Here is a 19,513-nt window from a genome sequence, read left to right as displayed (position 1 = left end):
AAAAAGGGCTCTATGGGTATCGGCGCGTGACGCTGGCGATCAAGAATCAAGGCGTCCTGGTGAACAAGAAGGTTGTGGAGCGACTGATGGCAGACCAAGGTTTGCAGGCGGTAGTGCGGCCTAAAAAGTATCGGTCCTATCGAGGAGAGGTCGGCAGGATTGCCGAGAATCTGCTGGAGCGGAACTTCATCGCCCAACGGCCCAATCAGAAGTGGGTAACTGACGTAACCGAGTTTAAAGTGGCTCAGCAAAAGCTCTATCTCTCACCAGTGATGGACTTGTACAACAGTGAGATCGTGGCCTACGAGATCGCTCGCCGCCCCAGCTATGAGCTGGTGGGGAACATGCTGGAAAAAGCCCTGAGTAGCTTGGGAAAGGAGCCGAAGCTGGTCATTCACTCTGATCAGGGGTGGCATTATCAGCAGCGCCAATACCGAGAAAAACTTGAGCAGCGTGGCGTAAAGCAGAGCATGTCGCGCAAAGGGAATTGCCTGGATAACGCCGCTATGGAAAGCTTCTTCGGCACGCTCAAGTCTGAGTTTTTCTACCTGAAGCGGTTTGAGAGCATCGAAGAGCTGACCACCGGTCTGGACGAGTACATCCGCTACTACAACTATGACCGTATCAAGCTGAGGCTAAACGGCCTAAGCCCCGTCGATTACAGGGCTCAGGCTGCTGGCTAAAACTGTCCAACTTTTCGGGGGCAGTCCATAATTGTGGGAGCCGGCGTTGCCGGCGATGAGGTCATCAGCAGCAGTGAAGATTCAGCGACAGACGTCGGCAATAGCCGCAGCCAACGTATCCAGCCGGGCTTCATCCGCCCCTGCCACATTGGCCCGTCCGGTCCCGACCATATACACGCTATGCCGCTCGCGCAGCGCCGCTACCTGCGCCGGCGACAACCCGGTGTAGGAAAACATCCCCCGCTGCTCGGCAATATGCGCAAAGCGCTCGCTCAACCCATGGGGCGCCAGGGCCTCCACCAACCCGCTGCGCAACCGCGCAATTCGCTGGCGCATGGCTTCGACCTCACTGACCCATAGGCTCTTCAGCTCGGGATCCCCAAGAATCTCCGCCACCACCGCCGCGCCATGATCCGGCGGCGTCGACCACAGGTTCCGCGCGATAAACGCCAGTTGGCTACGCACATCCAGCAGCTTTTCCGCATCGGCACAGCGCACCAGCAGGGCGCCGGTACGCTCGCGATACAGGCCGAAGTTCTTCGAGCATGAACTGGTGATCAGCAACTCGGGCAGTTCGGCGGCAAACAGGCGCACTGCCCAGGCGTCCTCGTCCAGCCCGTCACCAAAGCCCTGGTAGGCGAAGTCGATCAGCGGCAGCAACGAACGCCGCTTCACCACCTCCAGCACCTTGCCCCAGTCATCCCGCGACAGGTCGAAGCCGGTCGGGTTATGGCAGCAGGCGTGGAGCAGGACGATATCGCCTTGCGGCGCGGTTTCCAGGGCGGCAAGCATACCCGCCACATCGAGGCGGTTGTCCGCGCCGACATAGGGGTAATGCCCGACCTTGAGCCCGGCGCCGGCGAAGATGGTCTCGTGGATCGGCCAGGTCGGATTGCTCAGCCAGATCCCGCGCCCCGGCAGGCAGCGCTGGATAAACTCGGCGGCCAGGCGCAGGGCGCCGGTGCCGCCCGGGGTCTGGGTAGCCCCGGCAAGCGGCGATACCTCGCCCAGCACCAGCTCGCACAGCAGGCGGCCAAAGGCGGCATCGCCATGGCCGCCGACATAACTCTTGCTCGCTTGACGCTCCACCAGGCGTTGCTCGGCGATCTTCACCGCCTGGGGCACCGGCGTCAGGCCCTGGGCGTCCTTGAATACGCCGACGCCCAGGTCGAATTTCGCCGGATTCGGATCCTTGGCATAGGCCTCCATCAACCCGAGGATGGGATCACCCGGAACCCGGGTGATGGCCTGGAAATGCATCACTTGCGCCCTTCGGCAGTCTTGGCGACCTCGTCGGTGCGCGCTGCCATGATGAAGTCGTTGCGGTGCAGGCCTTTGATCGAGTGGCTCCACCAGGTCACGGTGACCTTGCCCCATTCGGTCAGCAGGCCCGGGTGATGGCCTTCGGCTTCGGAGATCTCGCCGACGGCGTTGGTGAAGGCCAGGGCGTGCTTGAAGTTCTTGAACAGGAAGACTTTCTCCAACTGCATGATCGAGTCGCGGACTTCGATGTTCCAGTCAGGAATCATGCGGATCAGTTCCGGCAGTTCTTCGTCGCTGACTTTCGGCGCATCGGCGCGGCAGGCTTCGCAGTGGGCTTGGGACAAGGCGTTCATAGGTAATGGCTTTCCAGATGGATTGTTATAGGAGTACAGGGCGGCTCAGGCCGCCTTGGGTGGAAACTTGGGGGCGTGCAGGCCAAGCTGCATGGCGTGCTCGACCATGCCCATGATGTCTTCGTGGGCCAGGTCGAACAGGCGCTTGAGGTTCGGCAGGGCGAAGTACACCGGTTGCAGGATGTCGATGCGGTACGGCGTGCGCATGGCTTCCAGCGGGTCGAACGGCTGGTGCTCGGGCGCGTCGGAGAGACTGTAGACGGTCTCCTTCGGCGACGACAGGATGCCCCCGCCATAGATACGCCGGCCTTGCGGGGTATCCATCAGGCCAAACTCGATGGTCATCCAGTACAGGCGCGCCAGGTACACGCGCTGTTCCTTGGTCGCGGCTAGGCCGAGCTTGCCATAGGTGTGGGTGAATTCGGCGAACCAGGGGTTGGTCAGCAGCGGACAGTGGCCGAAGATCTCGTGGAAGATGTCCGGTTCCTGCAGGTAATCCAGCTCTTCTTCGGTACGAATGAAGGTAGCGACCGGGAAGCGCTTGCTCGCCAGCAGTTCGAAAAAGGTCTGGAAGGGAATCAGCGCCGGCACCCGGGCGACTTGCCAGCCGGTGGTGGCGCCCAGCACCGCGTTGATTTCCGAGAGTTGCGGAATGCGGTCGTGGGGCAGGTTGAGCTGTTCGATGCCGTCCAGGTATTCCTGGCACGCGCGGCCCTCGATCACTTTCAACTGACGGGTGATCAGGGTGTTCCACACCGCATGTTCCTGCGGCGGGTAATCGATAAAACCGTTCGCATCGGGCTCGCGGGCCACGTACTGCGTCTGTTTCATGCTGCTCTCCTGCTGAGGGCTTTTATTGTTGTGTGCGGCTTGCGCCATGCCCTTAGAGATAGCCCCTGACACCGGGAATTGCAGCTGGGTGGCGGGGGTGGAAGAGGGGTGAGGTGGGTGGTTTTTGTAACGCAGACTTTACGAAAAAGACCCTGTCGCGCAAATCCGCCCTCGCGAAGCGCTGGGAAAGCCGGTTTTTGTAACGTATTATTTACAAAAATTCCGGCGCGCCAACAGAAAATTCGCCGCTCTCACCTCTTTGTAGGACCTTTCATGCGTATCAAAGTGCACTGCCAGAACCGCATCGGCATTTTGCGGGACATCCTCAACCTGCTCGTGGAGTACGGCATCAACGTCGCTCGCGGCGAGGTGGGCGGGGAGCACGGCAATGCCATCTACCTGCACTGCCCGAACCTGATCAACCTGCAGTTCCAGGCGCTGCGACCGAAGTTCGAGTCGATCACCGGGGTGTTCGGGGTCAAACGGGTCGGGCTGATGCCCAGCGAGCGGCGGCATATGGAGCTGAATGCGCTGCTCGGTGCCCTGGATTTCCCGGTGTTGTCCATCGACATGGGCGGCTCGATTGTCGCGGCCAACCGTGCCGCCGCCCAGTTGCTCGGGGTGCGGGTCGACGAGGTGCCGGGGATTCCGCTGTCGCGCTACGCCGAGGACTTTGACCTGCCGGAGCTGGTACGGGCCAACAAGGCGCGGATCAATGGCTTGCGGGTGAAGGTCAAGAATGATGTGTTCCTCGCCGATATCGCCCCGCTGCAATCCGAGCATGACGACAGCGAGGCCCTGGCCGGCGCCGTGCTGACCCTGCACCGCGCCGATCGTATCGGTGAGCGCATCTACAACGTGCGCAAGCAGGAGCTGCGCGGCTTCGACAGCATCTTCCAGAGTTCGCGGGTGATGGCCGCAGTGGTCCGCGAGGCGCGGCGCATGGCGCCACTGGATGCGCCGCTGCTGATCGAGGGCGAGACCGGCACCGGCAAGGAGTTGCTGGCCCGCGCCTGCCACCTGGCCAGCCCGCGCGGGCAGGCGCCGCTGATGGCGCTGAATTGTGCTGGTCTGCCGGAGTCGATGGCCGAGACCGAACTCTTTGGTTACGGGCCGGGAGCCTTCGAGGGCGCCCGCGCCGAGGGTAAGCTGGGGCTGCTGGAGCTGACTGCCGGCGGTACGCTGTTCCTTGATGGTGTCGACGAGATGAGCCCGCGCCTGCAGGTGAAACTGCTGCGTTTCCTGCAGGACGGCTGCTTCCGCCGGGTCGGCAGCGACGAAGAGGTGTATCTGGATGTGCGGGTGATCTGTGCGACCCAGGTGGACCTGTCCGAGCTGTGCGCCCGTGGCGAATTCCGCCAGGACCTGTACCACCGCCTCAACGTGCTGTCCCTGCATATCCCGCCGCTGCGCGAATGCCTCGATGGCCTGCCGCCACTGGTGGAGCATTTCCTCGACCAGGCCAGCCGCCAGATCGGCTGCCCGCTACCGCGCCTGGCGCCGGCAGCGCTGGAGCGCCTGAGCCAGTACCACTGGCCGGGCAACGTGCGGCAACTGGAAAACGTGCTGTTCCAGGCGGTGTCGTTGTGCGATGGGGGTGTGGTCAAGGCCGAGCATATCCGCCTGCCGGATTACGGCGCGCGCCAGCCTCTGGGCGAGTTCTCCCTGGAAGGCGATCTGGCACAGATTGTCGGGCGTTTCGAGAAGGCGGTACTTGAAGCCTTGCAGGGCGAATATCCAACCAGCCGGGCATTGGGAAAACGGCTGGGTGTTTCCCATACGACCATTGCCAACAAGTTGCGGGATTATGCAGTTGGCAAGTCGGCTGAATAGTTCGAAAGTTAAGAGAACATTATGTCGGGCGTGGCGCCTCTTGTTAACTATCAAGAGGCGCGACAGCCACGAAGAGAAAGTTAGCCGTTGGAGCAGCCGTTACCCATGACACGGTATTCGAGAATGTGCTTCCGGCCTTGCGAGTCCTCGTAGGTCATACGCGCCGGGACGACTTCGCAAACGTTTGGAATCTCGCTCATGGAGAGGACTTTGGCGATATCCAGATGCTGCGAGTAACTGTACTGTTCAACCGGAATCTGCTCGGCGCCGTTATTTGCCAGGTCGTCGGCCATGGCCGCACCGCAAACACTGCCGAGTACCAAAACCAGTAAAGCTTTCATCTTAAAATCACCTGTTCAAGGTCGAATAAGGGGGCGTAGCGCTTGTGGCGCTACGTTGCTGCAAAGTAAAAGCGGAAAGTTATCCCGGGATTAACATGCCTTCGTGGGGGCTGTTACCTGAAGTTAATCACGTTGCCGTTGCTGGCGAGGTGAATTCTAGGGCCTGACATCAAACTGAAACAGTCGATGTTTTGATAAACACTGTTGGCAGAATCCGTAACAATCGCTGCGAAAATGCGTCGCGATTTCCCGTCGATAATGCGGAACGCCCGTGCCAGAGCGGCTTTTCTGCCATAGGTGGCCAAAAGACCATGGCGTTACTACCAACGTCGAATGGCCCTGATGGCTCTGGTACAGTTAAAACGAGGTCATACAAAAACAACTATTACACCGAGGTAACAAAGATGAGTGCGGCTTCCCTGTACCCCGTTCGTCCCGAGGTTGCGGCGACTACCCTGACCGACGAGGCCACCTACAAGGCCATGTACCAGAAGTCGGTGGTCAACCCGGACGGCTTCTGGCGTGAGCAGGCCCAGCGCCTCGAGTGGATCAAGCCCTTCACCAAGGTCAAGCAGACCTCCTTCGACGACCACCATGTCGATATCAAGTGGTTCGCCGATGGCACCCTGAACGTTTCCTACAACTGCCTCGACCGTCATCTGGAAGAGCGTGGCGATCAGGTCGCAATCATCTGGGAAGGCGACGACCCTTCCGAGCACCGCAACATCACCTACCGCGAGCTGCACGAGCAAGTGTGCAAGTTCGCCAACGCCTTGCGTGGCCAGGACGTGCACCGGGGTGACGTGGTCACCATCTACATGCCGATGATCCCCGAAGCCGTGGTCGCCATGCTGGCCTGTGCCCGGATCGGCGCGATCCACTCCGTGGTCTTCGGCGGCTTCTCCCCTGAAGCCCTGGCCGGCCGCATCATCGACTGCAAGTCCAAGGTGGTGATCACCGCCGACGAAGGCCTGCGTGGCGGTCGCCGTACCGCGCTCAAGGCCAACGTCGACGACGCCCTGACCAACCCCGAGACCAACAGCATCCAGAAGGTCATCGTGTGCAAGCGCACCGGTGCCGACATCAAGTGGAACCAGCACCGCGACATCTGGTACGAAGACCTGATGAAAGTGGCCGGCAGCGTCTGCGCGCCGAAGGAAATGGGCGCCGAGGAAGCGCTGTTCATCCTCTACACCTCCGGTTCCACCGGCAAGCCGAAGGGCGTGCTGCACACCACCGGCGGCTACCTGGTCTACGCCTCGATGACCCACGAGCGGGTCTTCGACTACCGTCCGGGCGAAGTCTACTGGTGCACCGCCGACGTCGGCTGGGTCACCGGCCACAGCTACATCGTCTACGGCCCGCTGGCCAACGGCGCGACCACCCTGCTGTTCGAAGGCGTGCCGAACTATCCGGATATCACCCGCGTGTCGAAGATCGTCGACAAGCACAAGGTCAACGTCCTCTACACCGCACCGACCGCGATCCGCGCCATGATGGCCGAAGGTCAGGCCGCTGTTGCCGGTGCCGATGGCTCCAGCCTGCGTTTGCTTGGATCGGTGGGCGAGCCGATCAACCCTGAAGCCTGGAACTGGTACCACCAGACCGTCGGCAAGGAGCGTTGCCCGATCGTCGACACCTGGTGGCAGACCGAGACCGGCGGCATCCTGATCAGCCCGCTGCCAGGCGCTACCGCATTGAAGCCAGGTTCCGCGACCCGTCCGTTCTTCGGCGTGGTGCCGGCCCTGGTGGATAACCTGGGCAACCTGATCGAAGGGGCTGCCGAGGGCAACCTGGTGATCCTCGATTCGTGGCCGGGCCAGGCGCGTTCGCTGTACGGCGACCACGACCGCTTCGTCGACACCTACTTCAAGACCTTCCGCGGCATGTATTTCACCGGTGACGGTGCCCGTCGCGACGAGGACGGCTACTACTGGATTACTGGTCGCGTGGACGACGTGCTCAATGTTTCCGGGCACCGCATGGGTACCGCCGAGATCGAAAGCGCCATGGTCGCCCACCCGAAAGTCGCCGAGGCCGCGGTGGTTGGCGTGCCGCACGACATCAAGGGGCAGGGCATCTATGTCTACGTCACCCTCAACGGTGGCGAGGAGCCGAGCGAAGCGCTGCGCATCGAGCTGAAGAACTGGGTGCGCAAGGAGATCGGTCCGATCGCCTCGCCGGATGTCATCCAGTGGGCGCCGGGCCTGCCGAAGACCCGTTCGGGCAAGATCATGCGCCGTATCCTGCGCAAGATCGCCACGGCCGAGTACGATTCCCTGGGCGATATCTCGACCCTGGCCGACCCGGGTGTGGTGGCGCATCTGGTGGAGACGCACAAGACCATGAATGTGGCTTGATGTACTGAGCCGGATTTGGCTGTGTTGCTTATGGCCCAATCGCTGGCAAGCCAGCTCCCACAGGTTTTGTGTTGATCGCAAGACCTGTGGCCGACGCGGTCACTGTGGGAGCTGGCTTGTCGGACCGCCGCACCGCAGCGATGAGGCCATCAGTTCCAACACAAAGATCAAGGAAATCAGCCCAAGGCCCCGAGGCAACCCGCCTCCGGGGCCTTGGGCTTTTTTGTTACTTCGACTTTCATCGGTAACCTTTCCCACAGGTCTTTCGTACAAAAACGGGGCGTAAGGAAACGGCTATGCTCAAAAATGGTGCGGCGAAAGATGAAATTTCCCACACCCAATCGGCTGGACTTGCCGTGATACAAGGGTTTGCCAATAATGGGCCCGGTTATTGCTTCAGTCATGGGTTATTTGTTTTCCGCTTTTGCATATTCCTCCGAAGCTGTCAATATCTCCCGGCCGCTCTTCAAAGGCTTCTGTAACTACTTGTCGCTTTGAAGAAATATCGGCTTCCGAGCTGTCGTTAAAATGCCGATCACTCGCTCGTGACGCCTGACCCCTGGTCCGGTCCCGCGCAGCTCTGCGTTGTACTCATTCGCATAGTGGGCAGTCGTACTGCCTGGCATTGCCCTTTACCGATTGGAGTTCCCAGATGAAGAAACTCGCATTGCTTGGCGCACTGGCGCTGTCCATGTTCTCCTTGGTGTCCGTGGCCGACGAAAAGCCGCTGCGCATCGGCATCGAAGCCGCCTACCCACCCTTCGCCTCGAAAGCCCCGGACGGCAGCATCGTCGGCTTCGACTACGACATCGGCAACGCCCTGTGCGAGCAGATGAAGGTCAAGTGCACCTGGGTCGAGCAGGAGTTCGACGGCCTGATCCCGGCGCTGAAAGTGCGCAAGATCGACGCCATCCTGTCGTCCATGTCGATCACCGACGACCGCAAGAAATCGGTCGACTTCACCAAGCGCTACTACCTGACCCCGGCCCGCCTGGTGATGAAGGACGGCACCGCCGTCAGCGACAGCCTGAGCGAGCTGCAAGGCAAGAAGATCGGCGTGCAGCGCGGTTCGATCCACGACCGCTTCGCCAAGGAAGTCCTGGCCCCGAAAGGCGCCACCATCGTTCCTTACGGCACCCAGAACGAGATCTACCTGGACATCACCGCCGGCCGCCTGGACGGCACCGTGGCTGACGCTACGCTGCTGGAAGACGGTTTCCTGAAGACCGACGCGGGCAAGGGCTACGCCTTCACCGGCCCGGCCTTCACCGACGCCAAGTACTTCGGCGACGGCATCGGCATCGCCGTGCGCAAGGGCGACAAGGAAAACCTTGACCGTATCAATGCCGCCATCGACGGCATCCGTGCCAGCGGCAAGTACAAGGAAATCCAGGACAAGTACTTCAACTTCGATATCTACGGCCCGGAAACCAACTAACCGGCGTCGTGTCACCTGTTCAATGGTGCAAGCAGCAGAAGCGCTGAGGCTTGCACCATTTTTTCATCCCTAAGGTCGAGGACCTCATCATGTTGAAAGGCTACGGGGCAGTCATCCTCGATGGAGCGTGGCTGACGCTACAGCTCGCCTTGTCGTCCATGGCCCTGGCCATCGTGCTTGGCCTGATCGGGGTGGCCCTGCGTCTGTCGCCGGTGCGCTGGCTCGCCTGGCTCGGCGATCTGTATGCCACGGTGATCCGCGGCATTCCCGATCTGGTCCTGATCCTGCTGATCTTCTACGGCGGCCAGGACATCCTCAATCGCGTCGCCCCGCTGGTGGGCTACGACGACTACATCGACCTCAACCCGCTGGTCGCGGGTATCGGCACCCTCGGTTTCATCTTCGGGGCCTATCTTTCGGAAACCTTCCGTGGCGCCTTCATGGCGATCCCGAAAGGCCAGGCCGAGGCCGGCATGGCCTACGGCATGAGCAATGTGCAGGTGTTCTTCCGCGTGCTGGTGCCGCAGATGATCCGCCTGGCGATTCCCGGCTTCACCAACAACTGGCTGGTGCTGACCAAGGCCACCGCGCTGATTTCCGTGGTGGGCCTGCAGGACATGATGTTCAAGGCCAAGCAGGCGGCCGACGCCACCCGCGAGCCTTTCACCTTCTTCCTGGCGGTGGCCGCGATGTACCTGGTGATCACCAGCGTCTCGCTGCTGGCCCTGCGTTACCTGGAAAAGCGCTACTCGGTTGGCGTAAAGGCGGCTGAACTATGATCTTCGACTACAACGTCATCTGGGAGGCGCTGCCGCTGTACTGGGGCGGGCTGCTGACCACCCTCAAGCTGCTGGCGATTTCCCTGTTCTTCGGTCTGCTCACGGCGATTCCGCTGGGCTTGATGCGGGTCTCGAAACAGCCGCTGGTGAACTTCGCCGCCTGGCTCTACACCTACGTGATCCGCGGCACGCCGATGCTGGTCCAGCTGTTCCTGATCTACTACGGCCTGGCTCAGTTCGCCGTGGTGCGCGAGAGCTTCCTCTGGCCGTGGCTGTCCAGCGCGACTTTCTGCGCCTGCCTGGCCTTCGCCATCAACACCAGCGCCTACACCGCAGAAATCATCGCCGGCAGCCTCAAGGCCACGCCCCATGGCGAGATCGAGGCGGCCAAGGCGGTGGGCATGTCGCGCTACAAGATGTATCGCCGCATCCTCCTGCCGTCGGCCCTGCGCCGGGCGCTGCCGCAGTACAGCAACGAAGTGATCATGATGCTGCAGACCACCAGTCTCGCCTCCATCGTCACCCTGATCGACATCACCGGCGCCGCGCGGACCGTCAATGCCCAGTATTACCTGCCGTTCGAGGCCTACATCACCGCCGGCGTGTTCTACCTGTGCCTGACCTTCATCCTGGTCCGCCTGTTCAAGCTCGCCGAACGCCGCTGGCTCGGCTACCTGGCGCCGCGCAAGGGCTGAGGCCCGCGGCTAACTGATTCGCCCAGGGCGTGCCGTCACGCCCCGGCCTTGTGAGAACCGACAGCATGTACAAACTCGAAATCCAGGACCTGCACAAACGCTACGGCAGCCATGAAGTGCTCAAGGGCGTGTCCCTGGCCGCCAAGGCCGGCGACGTGATCAGCATCATCGGCTCCAGCGGCTCGGGCAAGAGTACTTTCCTGCGCTGCATCAACCTGCTGGAGCAGCCGCACGCCGGCAAGATCCTGCTGAACAACGAAGAGCTCAAGCTGGTGGCCAACAAGGATGGCGCGCTCAAGGCCGCCGATCCCAAGCAGTTGCAGCGCATGCGTTCGCGGCTGTCGATGGTGTTCCAGCACTTCAACCTGTGGTCGCACATGACCGCCCTGGAAAATATCATCGAGGCGCCGGTGCATGTGCTCGGCGTGAGCAAGAAGGAAGCGCTGGAGAAAGCCGAGCATTACCTGGCCAAGGTCGGCGTCTCCCATCGCAAGGACGCCTATCCGGGCCACATGTCCGGCGGCGAGCAGCAGCGCGTGGCGATCGCCCGGGCCCTGGCCATGGAGCCTGAGGTGATGCTGTTCGACGAGCCGACCTCGGCGCTGGACCCGGAGCTGGTGGGTGACGTCCTGAAAGTCATGCAGTCCCTGGCCCAGGAAGGCCGGACCATGGTGGTGGTGACCCACGAAATGGGCTTTGCCCGCGAGGTGTCCAACCAACTGGTGTTCCTGCACAAGGGCCTGGTGGAAGAGCGTGGCGACCCGCGTGAAGTGCTGGTCAACCCGCAGTCCGAGCGTCTGCAGCAGTTCCTTTCCGGCAGCCTGAAATAAGTGGTCTTGGGTTAAGACTGCCGCTTTGCACCAAAATAGGTCATGCTGCGCCACCCGCGCAGCCTGCGCCACATTTGCTCCAGTCCGCCTATCCTTGCGGGCATCAGACTCACCTCAGGTTTCGGACCTCAGCTCATGACCACCCAGCGAATCGGTTTTCTCATCTGGCCCAGCACCAAGGCCCTGACCCTGGCGCTGGCGGAAGAGGTATTGCGGGTGGCGCAGAAGGTGCACCCGGAGGTGGCCTACGAACTGGCCTTCCTCCAGGCCGAAACGCCGGTCGAGGGTGACTGGCGCCTGCCGGGCGAGCCGTGGACCGGGCGCCTGGAGAATTGCCAGAAGCTCTTCCTGCTCGCCGACGAGCCGCCGCTGGCGGTGGGTGCGGCACTGGGGGCGGCGCTCAAGCAACTGGTTCGTTCCGGTTGTGTGGTTGGTGGCCTGTCTGCGGGCGTATATCCGCTGGCGCAACTGGGCTTGCTGGATGGCTATCGGGCGGCGGTGCACTGGCGCTGGCAGGATGATTTCGCCGAGCGCTTCCCCAAGGTGATTGCCACCAGCCATCTGTTCGACTGGGATCGCGATCGCCTGACTGCGTGTGGCGGGATGTCGGTAGTGGACCTGTTACTGGCGGTGCTCGCCCGGGATCACGGGGCCGAGCTGGCGGGGGCGGTGTCCGAGGAGCTGGTGGTCGAGCGCATTCGCGAGGGTGGCGAGCGCCAGCGTATTCCGCTGCAGAATCGTCTCGGTTCAAGCCATCCGAAGCTGACCCAGGCCGTGCTGCTGATGGAAGCGAATATCGAGGAGCCGCTGACCACCGACGAGATTGCCCAGCATGTCTGTGTTTCCCGTCGTCAACTGGAGCGGATCTTCAAGCAGTACCTCAATCGCGTGCCGAGCCAGTACTACCTGGAGCTGCGCCTGAACAAGGCGCGGCAGATGCTGATGCAGACCAGCAAGTCGATCATCCAGATCGGGCTGTCCTGCGGGTTCTCGTCGGGGCCGCATTTCTCCAGTGCGTACCGCAACTTCTTCGGCGCGACGCCGCGGGAAGACCGCAATCAGCGACGCAGCAGTTCGCCGTTCGAACTCTCTTCCGTTCCCGCCGAGCGCGGTTGATCTTTCGGGCCTCATCGCTGGCAAGCCAGCTCCCACAGTGATCGCGTCGGCCGCAAATCCTGTGGCCAGCACAAAACCCTGTGGGAGCTGGCTTGCCAGCGATAGGGCCCTCAAATCCACAGAAAAACCATCTGGCACCCTGTCAATCATCGAACACCTTGAATTTCCTGCCTTTCCCGCCCCCAAGCCACTCCCCGCCAGCCCCCCGCACCGTTTAAACTGCGCCTTTGCGAAGCTATTTGTCGCATTGCCGAAAGCCTTGGAAAAACAGGGTTTGGCGCTATAAGAAGTTGTCGCTTGGCGACAAGGCCAAGTGTTCATCTCTCCTTACAATCCCCCCATCGCTCGCCAGTTCCAGGCAGGCGTTCCTCTTCAGGAGACTCCGATGTCCGTTGAGCAAGCTCCGGTGCAACGCGCCGATTTCGACCAGGTAATGGTTCCCAACTATGCGCCAGCCGCCTTCATTCCCGTGCGCGGCGCCGGTTCCCGAGTCTGGGACCAGTCGGGCCGTGAGCTGATCGATTTCGCCGGCGGCATCGCCGTTAACGTGCTGGGGCATGCCCATCCGGCATTGGTCAGCGCGCTGACCGAACAGGCCAACAAGCTGTGGCATGTGTCCAACGTCTTCACCAACGAGCCGGCCCTGCAACTGGCACGCAAGCTGGTCGACGCGACCTTCGCCGACCGCGCGTTCTTCTGCAACTCCGGCGCCGAGGCCAACGAGGCCGCGTTCAAGCTGGCCCGTCGTGTCGCCCATGACCGCTTCGGTCCGGAAAAACACGAGATCATCGCCACCGTCAACAGCTTCCACGGCCGCACCCTGTTCACCGTGAGCGTCGGCGGCCAGCCGAAGTACTCCGACGGCTTCGGTCCGAAGATCACCGGTATCAGCCATGTGCCGTACAACGACCTGGAAGCCCTGAAAGCCCAGATCTCCGACAAGACCTGCGCCGTGGTGATCGAGCCGATCCAGGGCGAGAGCGGTGTGGTCCCGGCCGACCAGGCCTATCTGGAAGGCGCCCGCGCCCTGTGCGACCAGTACAACGCGCTGCTGATCTTCGACGAAGTGCAGACCGGCGTCGGCCGTACCGGCGAGCTGTATGCCTACCAGCACTACGGCGTGATCCCGGACATCCTCTCCAGCGCCAAGAGCCTGGGCGGCGGTTTCCCGATCGGCGCGATCCTGACCACCGACGAACTGGCCAAGCACCTGGCCGTCGGCACCCACGGCACCACCTACGGCGGCAACCCGCTGGCCTGCGCCGTCGCCAACGCCGTGCTGGATATCGTCAACACCCCTGAAGTGCTCAACGGCGTGAAGGCCAAGCACGAGCGCTTCAAGTCGCGCCTGGAGCAGATCGGCGAGAAGTACGGCCTGTTCAGCCTGGTCCGCGGCCGCGGCCTGCTGATCGGCTGCGTGCTGACCGACGCCTGGAAAGGCAAGGCCAAGGACGTGTTCAACGCCGCCGAGCAAGAGGGCCTGATGGTCCTGCAGGCCGGTCCGGACGTGGTCCGCTTCGCCCCGAGCCTGGTGGTCGAGGATGCCGATATCGACGAAGGTCTGGACCGCTTCGAGCGCGCTGCCGCCAAGCTGACCCAGGCCTGATTCGCCCCCGCTGCACCTTCGCTGGCCGCTGACCCGGCCAGCGAACCGATTCCCGTGGCCTGTGCCCCGACCCGCACACGCCGCTTTTTTTGCGCCGACGCCATGTCGGCCCGTATACCCGAAAGGAGTGACACCATGCTGGTGATGCGACCCGCGCAAATGGCTGACCTGGATGAAGTACAGCGCCTGGCTGCGGACAGTCCCATTGGTGTCACGTCCCTGCCGGACGATGCCGGTCGCCTGGGCGACAAGATTTCCGCCTCGGAAACCTCCTTCGCCGCCGAAGTGAGTTTCAACGGCGAGGAAAGCTATTTCTTCGTCCTCGAGGACTCGGCCACCGGCAAGCTGGTCGGCTGCTCGGCCATCGTCGCCTCGGCCGGCTATTCCGAGCCGTTCTACAGCTTCCGCAACGAGACCTTCGTCCACGCTTCCCGCGAGCTGAAGATCCACAACAAGATCCACGTCCTCTCCCAGTGCCATGACCTCACCGGCAACAGCCTGCTGACCAGCTTCTACGTGCTGCCCGAGCTGGTGAACACCGGCTGGGCCGAGCTCAACTCCCGTGGTCGCCTGCTGTTCATGGCCTCGCACCCGGAGCGTTTCGCCGAGTCGGTGGTCACCGAGATCGTCGGCTACAGCGATGAAAACGGCGACTCGCCGTTCTGGGACGCGATCGGGCGCAACTTCTTCGATCTCAACTACGCCGAGGCCGAGCGCCTGTGCGGCCTGAAAAGCCGTACCTTCCTCGCCGAGCTGATGCCGCATTACCCGATCTACGTGCCGCTGCTGCCGGACGAAGCCCAGGAAGCCATGGGCCAGGTTCACCCGCGGGCGCAGATCACCTTCGACATCCTGATGCGCGAAGGCTTCGAGACCGATCACTACATCGACATTTTCGACGGCGGCCCGACCCTGCATGCGCGGGTGTCCGGCATCCGTTCCATTGCCCAGAGCCGGGTCGTGCCGGTCAAGCTGCAGGAGCAGCCGACCAAGGGCGGCCGTCAGTACCTGGTAACCAACGGCCAGTTGCAGGATTACCGCGCGGTACTGCTGGAACTGGACTGGGTGCCGGGCAAGCCGGTCTACCTGAGCCCGGAAGCCGTCGAGGCGCTGGGTGTCGGCGAGGGCGCCAGCGTGCGCCTGGTCGCGGTTTGATACTGACTGAGTTTCGCGGGCGCCCATGGCGCGCCTGCCCGAGGAGATAGCATGATCGTTCGTCCCGTACGCAGCAGCGACCTGCCCGCGCTGATCGAGCTGGCGCGCAGCACCGGCACCGGCCTGACCACCTTGCCGGCCAACGAGGAACGCCTGGCCCACCGGGTCGGCTGGGCCGAGAAGACCTTCCGCGGCGAGGCCGAGCGTGGCGATGCCGACTACCTGTTCGTGCTGGAGAACGATGCCGGCGAAGTGGTCGGCATCTCCGCCATCGCCGGCGCCGTCGGCCTGCGCGAGCCCTGGTACAACTACCGGGTCGGCCTGACCGTCAGCGCCTCCCAGGAGCTGAATATCTACCGGGAAATCCCGACCCTGTTCCTGGCCAACGACCTGACCGGCAACTCCGAACTGTGCTCGCTGTTCCTGCGGGCCGACAGCCGCACCGGCCTCAACGGCCGTCTGCTGTCCAAGGCGCGGATGCTGTTCATCGCCGAATTCCCCGAACTGTTCGGCAACAAGATCATCGCCGAGATGCGCGGCATGTCCGACCCACTGGGCCGCTCGCCGTTCTGGGAAAGCCTGGGTCGGCACTTCTTCAAGATGGAATTCAGCCAGGCCGACTACCTGACCGGCGTCGGCAACAAGGCCTTCATCGCCGAGCTGATGCCCAAGTTCCCGCTGTACACCTGCTTCCTTTCCGAGGCGGCGCGCGAAGTCATCGGTCGTGTACACACCGACACCGAACCGGCGCTCTCGATGCTCAAGAGCGAAGGTTTCAGCTACCAGGGCTACGTCGACATCTTCGACGCCGGCCCGGCCATCGAGTGCGAAACCCGCCGCATCCGCGCGGTGCGCGACAGCCAGCCGCTGGTGCTGGCGATCGGCACTCCGGGGGACGACGCCACGCCGTTCATCATTCACAACCGCAAGCGTGAGGACTGCCGCATCGCCGCAGCGCCTGCGCGCTTGGCGGCCGGCACCCTGGTGGTCGATCCACAGACCGCCAAGCGCCTGCGCCTGAGCGCTGGCGACCAGGTCCGCGCCGTTGCACTGTCCGCGCCCCGGGAGGCCAACCAATGACCACTCACTTCATCGCAGGCCAATGGCAGGCCGGTCAGGGCGACGCCCTGGAATCCCTCAACCCGGTGACCCAGGCGGTGGTCTGGGCAGGGCAGGGCGCCAATGCCGGGCAGGTCGGGCAGGCGGTTGCCGCCGCACGCCAGGCATTCCCGGGCTGGGCGCGGCAGTCGCTGGACATGCGCATCGCCGTGCTGGAAGCCTTTGCCGCACAACTGAAAGCCAACGCTGACGAACTGGCTCGCTGCATCGGCGAGGAAACCGGCAAGCCGCTGTGGGAAGCCGCCACCGAAGTGACCAGCATGGTCAACAAGGTCGCCATTTCCGTGCAGAGCTACCGCGAGCGTACCGGCGAGAAGAGCGGGCCGCTGGCCGATGCCACCGCCGTGCTGCGTCACAAACCGCATGGTGTGGTGGCGGTGTTCGGCCCGTACAACTTCCCCGGCCACCTGCCCAACGGGCATATCGTTCCGGCCCTGCTGGCCGGTAACGCCGTGGTGTTCAAACCGAGCGAACTGACCCCGAAGGTCGCCGAGCTGACGGTGAAATGCTGGATCGACGCCGGTCTGCCGGCAGGCGTGCTGAACCTGGTCCAGGGCGCCCGTGAAACCGGCGTGGCCCTGGCGGCCAATCCGGGTATCGACGGCCTGTTCTTCACCGGCTCCAGCCGCACCGGCAACCTGCTGCACCAGCAGTTCTCCGGGCGCCCGGACAAGATCCTGGCCCTGGAAATGGGCGGCAACAACCCGCTGGTGGTGGATGAGGTCAAGGACCTGGACGCTGCGGTGTACACCATCATCCAGTCGGCTTTCATCTCCGCTGGCCAGCGCTGCACCTGTGCACGCCGCCTGCTGGTGCCGCAAGGCGCCTGGGGTGATCGCCTGCTGGCGCGCCTGGTCGAGGTCAGCAAGAACATTTCCGTGGGTGCCTTCGACCAGCAACCGGCGCCGTTCATGGGCTCCGTGGTCTCCCTCGGCGCGGCCAAGGCGTTGATGGACGCTCAGGCGAACCTGCTGGCCAACGGCGCCACCGCACTGCTGGAAATGACCCAGCCGCAGTCCACCGCAGCACTGCTGACCCCGGGCATCCTCGATGTCAGCGCCGTGGCCGAGCGCCCGGACGAAGAGTTCTTCGGCCCGCTGCTGCAAGTGATTCGCTATGCGGACTTCCCGGCCGCCATCGCCGAAGCCAACAACACCCAGTACGGTCTCGCCGCTGGCTTGCTGTCGGACTCCCATGCGCGCTACCAGCAGTTCTGGCTGGAAAGCCGTGCCGGCATCGTCAACTGGAACAAGCAACTGACCGGCGCCGCCAGCAGCGCGCCGTTCGGTGGCGTAGGCGCCAGCGGCAACCACCGCGCCAGTGCCTATTACGCGGCGGACTACTGCGCCTACCCGGTCGCCTCGCTGGAAACCGCCAGCCTGGTCCTGCCCGCCACGCTGACGCCCGGCGTCGTCCTATAACAACAGATTCACGGAGCCTTGACCGATGAAATCGTTTGAAGTGAATTTTGATGGGTTGGTCGGACCGACCCACAACTACGGTGGCCTGTCCTACGGCAACGTGGCCTCGCAGAGCAACAGCCAGCAGGGCTCGAACCCGCGTGAAGCGGCGCTGCAGGGCCTGGCCAAGATGAAGGCCCTGGCCGATATGGGCTTCCAGCAGGGCGTGCTGGCGCCGCAGGAGCGCCCGGACGTGGCAGCGCTGCGCAGCCTGGGCTTCAGCGGCAGCGATGCCGAAGTGATACAGCGTGCGGCAAAAGAAGCCATGCCGCTGCTGGTCGCCAGCTGCTCGGCATCGAGCATGTGGGTGGCCAACGCCGCCACCGTCAGCCCGAGCGCCGACACCGCCGACGGCCGCGTGCATTTCACCGCCGCCAACCTGAACTGCAAGTACCACCGCAGCATCGAGCACCCGACCACCAGCCGCGTGCTGGGCGCCATGTTCGCCAATCAGCAGCACTTCGCCCACCACGCCGCGTTGCCGGCGGTGGCGCAGTTAGGTGACGAAGGCGCGGCCAACCACACCCGTTTCTGCCGTGCCTACGGTGAGCCTGGGGTCGAGTTCTTCGTCTTCGGTCGCAGCGCCTTCGACACCCGCTACCCGGCGCCGCAGAAATACCCGGCGCGCCAGACCCTGGAAGCCTCGCAAGCCGTGGCCCGCCTGCACGGCCTGAGCGATGACGGCGTGGTCTATGCTCAGCAGAATCCGGCGGTGATCGATCAGGGCGTGTTCCATAACGACGTGATCGCCGTAGGCAACGGCGAGGTGCTGTTCTATCACGAGGACGCCTTCCTCGAGACCGAGCGCGTTCTTGCCGAGCTGAAGGACAAGCTGGCCAAGCGGGGCGGCAACTTCAAGGCCATCTGCGTGCCACGGGCCCAGGTGACGGTGGAGGACGCGGTGCGTTCCTACCTGTTCAACAGCCAGCTGCTGTCCCGCGATGACGGTTCGATGCTGCTGGTGGTGCCGGAAGAATGCCGCAACAACGAGCGGGTCTGGGCCTACCTGAACGGCCTGACCAGCCAGAACGGGGCGATTTCCGAGGTGCGTGTCTTCGACCTCAAGCAGAGCATGCAGAACGGCGGTGGCCCTGCTTGCCTGCGGCTGCGTGTCGCGCTGAATGAAACGGAACTGGCGGCGGTCAATCCAGGGGTTATCATGACTGCCCCGCTGTACGACACCCTGACCCAATGGGTCGACAAGCACTACCGCGACCGCCTCGTCGAAAGCGACCTGGCCGATCCGCAACTGCTGGTGGAGTGCCGTACGGCTTTGGATGAGCTGACCCGGATTCTCAAGCTGGGCTCGGTCTATCCGTTCCAACTCAACCCCTGAAAGAGCACCTGAAAATGTCCGACGCCCTGCAACTGATCCTTGAAGACGAAGATGGCAACCAGCGCGAAGCCTCCACCAGCCGCTTTGCGGTGATCTGGCAGGGCAAGGAAGTGTGGATCCAGCAGGACGGCCGCGGTCAGTTGCTGATCGGCGTCGACGTCGAGGAAGGCGACAGCGAATACGCCAACCTGCTGCTGCGTCCGCTGGCGACCAACCTGGTCAGCCTGCAACTGGAAATGGAGCCGGCGGATGCCGGCGACGATGACGATCACGTCCATGGTCCCGATTGCGGACATCATCACTAAGGAAACGCCC

At 63.0% G+C, this 19,513-nt stretch carries 18 protein-coding genes; 14 read left to right on the top strand and 4 right to left on the bottom strand.

The features are described from left to right. Nucleotides 1-683, top strand: a 683-nt coding sequence (locus PSEMO_RS09350; protein ID WP_075802787.1) for an IS3 family transposase, incomplete at its 5' end; no start/stop codon positions are given. 81 nt (nucleotides 684-764) lie between these two features. Here the strand turns inward: PSEMO_RS09350 and PSEMO_RS09345 are convergent. The 3 genes from PSEMO_RS09345 to phhA are packed head-to-tail and all read right to left on the bottom strand — an operon-like array spanning nucleotide 765 to nucleotide 3,130. After that, complete coding sequence (locus PSEMO_RS09345) at nucleotides 765-1,943, bottom strand: amino acid aminotransferase (RefSeq protein ID WP_075802771.1); 1,179 nt, start codon at nucleotides 1,941-1,943, stop codon at nucleotides 765-767. Then, on the bottom strand, nucleotides 1,943-2,299 hold the full coding sequence (locus PSEMO_RS09340; RefSeq protein WP_009405104.1) for a 4a-hydroxytetrahydrobiopterin dehydratase: 357 nt from the start codon (nucleotides 2,297-2,299) through the stop codon (nucleotides 1,943-1,945). Before PSEMO_RS09340 ends, PSEMO_RS09345 begins: the two co-directional genes overlap by 1 nt. Nucleotides 2,300-2,344: 45 nt before the next feature. Then, a complete protein-coding gene (gene phhA / locus PSEMO_RS09335) occupies nucleotides 2,345-3,130 on the bottom strand; it encodes a phenylalanine 4-monooxygenase (protein WP_075802770.1) in 786 nt (261 codons plus the stop codon). 273 nt (nucleotides 3,131-3,403) lie between these two features. On the opposite strand from phhA, the gene PSEMO_RS09330 reads away from it, so the two are divergent. Next, complete coding sequence (locus PSEMO_RS09330; RefSeq protein WP_075802769.1) at nucleotides 3,404-4,963, top strand: sigma-54-dependent transcriptional regulator; 1,560 nt, start codon at nucleotides 3,404-3,406, stop codon at nucleotides 4,961-4,963. An 80-nt stretch (nucleotides 4,964-5,043) separates the two neighbouring features. Here PSEMO_RS09330 and PSEMO_RS09325 read toward each other — a convergent pair whose 3' ends face one another. Further along, complete coding sequence (locus PSEMO_RS09325; RefSeq protein WP_075802768.1) at nucleotides 5,044-5,304, bottom strand: DUF2790 domain-containing protein; 261 nt, start codon at nucleotides 5,302-5,304, stop codon at nucleotides 5,044-5,046. A 404-nt stretch (nucleotides 5,305-5,708) separates the two neighbouring features. On the opposite strand from PSEMO_RS09325, the gene acs reads away from it, so the two are divergent. The 12 genes from acs to PSEMO_RS09265 all read left to right on the top strand — a co-directional run bounded on the left by acs (nucleotide 5,709) and on the right by PSEMO_RS09265 (nucleotide 19,503). Beyond that, the gene (gene acs, locus PSEMO_RS09320; RefSeq protein ID WP_075802767.1) at nucleotides 5,709-7,664 is read left to right on the top strand and encodes an acetate--CoA ligase; all 1,956 of its coding nucleotides are present in this window, start codon (nucleotides 5,709-5,711) and stop codon (nucleotides 7,662-7,664) included. A gap of 652 nt (nucleotides 7,665-8,316) precedes the next feature. Continuing rightward, nucleotides 8,317-9,102 (top strand): ABC transporter substrate-binding protein, encoded by a 786-nt coding sequence (locus PSEMO_RS09315; protein WP_075802766.1) that lies wholly within the window; start codon nucleotides 8,317-8,319, stop codon nucleotides 9,100-9,102. 89 nt (nucleotides 9,103-9,191) lie between these two features. After that, nucleotides 9,192-9,881, top strand: a complete 690-nt coding sequence (locus tag PSEMO_RS09310; protein WP_075802765.1) for an ABC transporter permease — start codon at nucleotides 9,192-9,194, stop codon at nucleotides 9,879-9,881. Next, complete coding sequence (locus tag PSEMO_RS09305) at nucleotides 9,878-10,576, top strand: ABC transporter permease (RefSeq protein ID WP_075802764.1); 699 nt, start codon at nucleotides 9,878-9,880, stop codon at nucleotides 10,574-10,576. The genes PSEMO_RS09310 and PSEMO_RS09305 overlap by 4 nt, the downstream gene beginning before the upstream one ends. 65 nt (nucleotides 10,577-10,641) lie before the next feature. Then, nucleotides 10,642-11,406: an ABC transporter ATP-binding protein gene (locus tag PSEMO_RS09300; RefSeq protein WP_075802763.1), complete on the top strand. Its 765-nt coding sequence runs from the start codon at nucleotides 10,642-10,644 to the stop codon at nucleotides 11,404-11,406. A gap of 135 nt (nucleotides 11,407-11,541) precedes the next feature. Further along, nucleotides 11,542-12,522, top strand: coding sequence for a transcriptional regulator ArgR (argR, locus tag PSEMO_RS09295; RefSeq protein ID WP_075802762.1), 981 nt, complete (start codon nucleotides 11,542-11,544; stop codon nucleotides 12,520-12,522). 385 nt (nucleotides 12,523-12,907) lie between these two features. After that, nucleotides 12,908-14,128 (top strand): aspartate aminotransferase family protein, encoded by a 1,221-nt coding sequence (locus tag PSEMO_RS09290; protein WP_075802761.1) that lies wholly within the window; start codon nucleotides 12,908-12,910, stop codon nucleotides 14,126-14,128. A 135-nt stretch (nucleotides 14,129-14,263) separates the two neighbouring features. Next, nucleotides 14,264-15,283: an arginine/ornithine succinyltransferase subunit alpha gene (gene aruF / locus PSEMO_RS09285; protein ID WP_075802760.1), complete on the top strand. Its 1,020-nt coding sequence runs from the start codon at nucleotides 14,264-14,266 to the stop codon at nucleotides 15,281-15,283. A gap of 51 nt (nucleotides 15,284-15,334) precedes the next feature. Then, nucleotides 15,335-16,363, top strand: coding sequence for an arginine N-succinyltransferase (gene astA, locus PSEMO_RS09280; RefSeq protein WP_075802759.1), 1,029 nt, complete (start codon nucleotides 15,335-15,337; stop codon nucleotides 16,361-16,363). Further along, nucleotides 16,360-17,823, top strand: a complete 1,464-nt coding sequence (gene astD, locus PSEMO_RS09275) for a succinylglutamate-semialdehyde dehydrogenase (RefSeq protein ID WP_075802758.1) — start codon at nucleotides 16,360-16,362, stop codon at nucleotides 17,821-17,823. Before astA ends, astD begins: the two co-directional genes overlap by 4 nt. 25 nt (nucleotides 17,824-17,848) lie before the next feature. Beyond that, nucleotides 17,849-19,198 (top strand): N-succinylarginine dihydrolase, encoded by a 1,350-nt coding sequence (gene astB, locus PSEMO_RS09270; RefSeq protein ID WP_075802757.1) that lies wholly within the window; start codon nucleotides 17,849-17,851, stop codon nucleotides 19,196-19,198. A 14-nt stretch (nucleotides 19,199-19,212) separates the two neighbouring features. After that, nucleotides 19,213-19,503, top strand: a complete 291-nt coding sequence (locus PSEMO_RS09265) for a topoisomerase II (RefSeq protein WP_075802756.1) — start codon at nucleotides 19,213-19,215, stop codon at nucleotides 19,501-19,503. The last annotated feature ends 10 nt before the right edge of the window (nucleotides 19,504-19,513 follow it).

Origin of the sequence: Pseudomonas putida (genome assembly GCF_001941965.1) — a bacterium.
GTDB classification, from domain to species: Bacteria; Pseudomonadota; Gammaproteobacteria; order Pseudomonadales; family Pseudomonadaceae; genus Aquipseudomonas; species Aquipseudomonas putida_L.
Note: the sequence above shows the minus strand (reverse complement) of the source record. Positions and strands in the feature narration are given on the sequence as shown.

Excerpts from the sequence above, each read along its gene's own strand:
- PSEMO_RS09325 (WP_075802768.1), bottom strand. The coding sequence starts at position 5,304 with ATGAAAGCTTTACTGGTTTTGGTACTCGGCAGTGTTTGCGGTGCGGCC.
- PSEMO_RS09265 (WP_075802756.1), top strand. The coding sequence starts at position 19,213 with ATGTCCGACGCCCTGCAACTGATCCTTGAAGACGAAGATGGCAACCAG.
- phhA (WP_075802770.1), bottom strand. The coding sequence starts at position 3,130 with ATGAAACAGACGCAGTACGTGGCCCGCGAGCCCGATGCGAACGGTTTT.
- acs (WP_075802767.1), top strand. The coding sequence starts at position 5,709 with ATGAGTGCGGCTTCCCTGTACCCCGTTCGTCCCGAGGTTGCGGCGACT.
- PSEMO_RS09330 (WP_075802769.1), top strand. The coding sequence starts at position 3,404 with ATGCGTATCAAAGTGCACTGCCAGAACCGCATCGGCATTTTGCGGGAC.
- PSEMO_RS09340 (WP_009405104.1), bottom strand. The coding sequence starts at position 2,299 with ATGAACGCCTTGTCCCAAGCCCACTGCGAAGCCTGCCGCGCCGATGCG.
- astA (WP_075802759.1), top strand. The coding sequence starts at position 15,335 with ATGATCGTTCGTCCCGTACGCAGCAGCGACCTGCCCGCGCTGATCGAG.
- aruF (WP_075802760.1), top strand. The coding sequence starts at position 14,264 with ATGCTGGTGATGCGACCCGCGCAAATGGCTGACCTGGATGAAGTACAG.
- argR (WP_075802762.1), top strand. The coding sequence starts at position 11,542 with ATGACCACCCAGCGAATCGGTTTTCTCATCTGGCCCAGCACCAAGGCC.
- PSEMO_RS09290 (WP_075802761.1), top strand. The coding sequence starts at position 12,908 with ATGTCCGTTGAGCAAGCTCCGGTGCAACGCGCCGATTTCGACCAGGTA.
- PSEMO_RS09310 (WP_075802765.1), top strand. The coding sequence starts at position 9,192 with ATGTTGAAAGGCTACGGGGCAGTCATCCTCGATGGAGCGTGGCTGACG.
- PSEMO_RS09305 (WP_075802764.1), top strand. The coding sequence starts at position 9,878 with ATGATCTTCGACTACAACGTCATCTGGGAGGCGCTGCCGCTGTACTGG.
- PSEMO_RS09345 (WP_075802771.1), bottom strand. The coding sequence starts at position 1,943 with ATGCATTTCCAGGCCATCACCCGGGTTCCGGGTGATCCCATCCTCGGG.
- astD (WP_075802758.1), top strand. The coding sequence starts at position 16,360 with ATGACCACTCACTTCATCGCAGGCCAATGGCAGGCCGGTCAGGGCGAC.
- PSEMO_RS09300 (WP_075802763.1), top strand. The coding sequence starts at position 10,642 with ATGTACAAACTCGAAATCCAGGACCTGCACAAACGCTACGGCAGCCAT.
- astB (WP_075802757.1), top strand. The coding sequence starts at position 17,849 with ATGAAATCGTTTGAAGTGAATTTTGATGGGTTGGTCGGACCGACCCAC.
- PSEMO_RS09315 (WP_075802766.1), top strand. The coding sequence starts at position 8,317 with ATGAAGAAACTCGCATTGCTTGGCGCACTGGCGCTGTCCATGTTCTCC.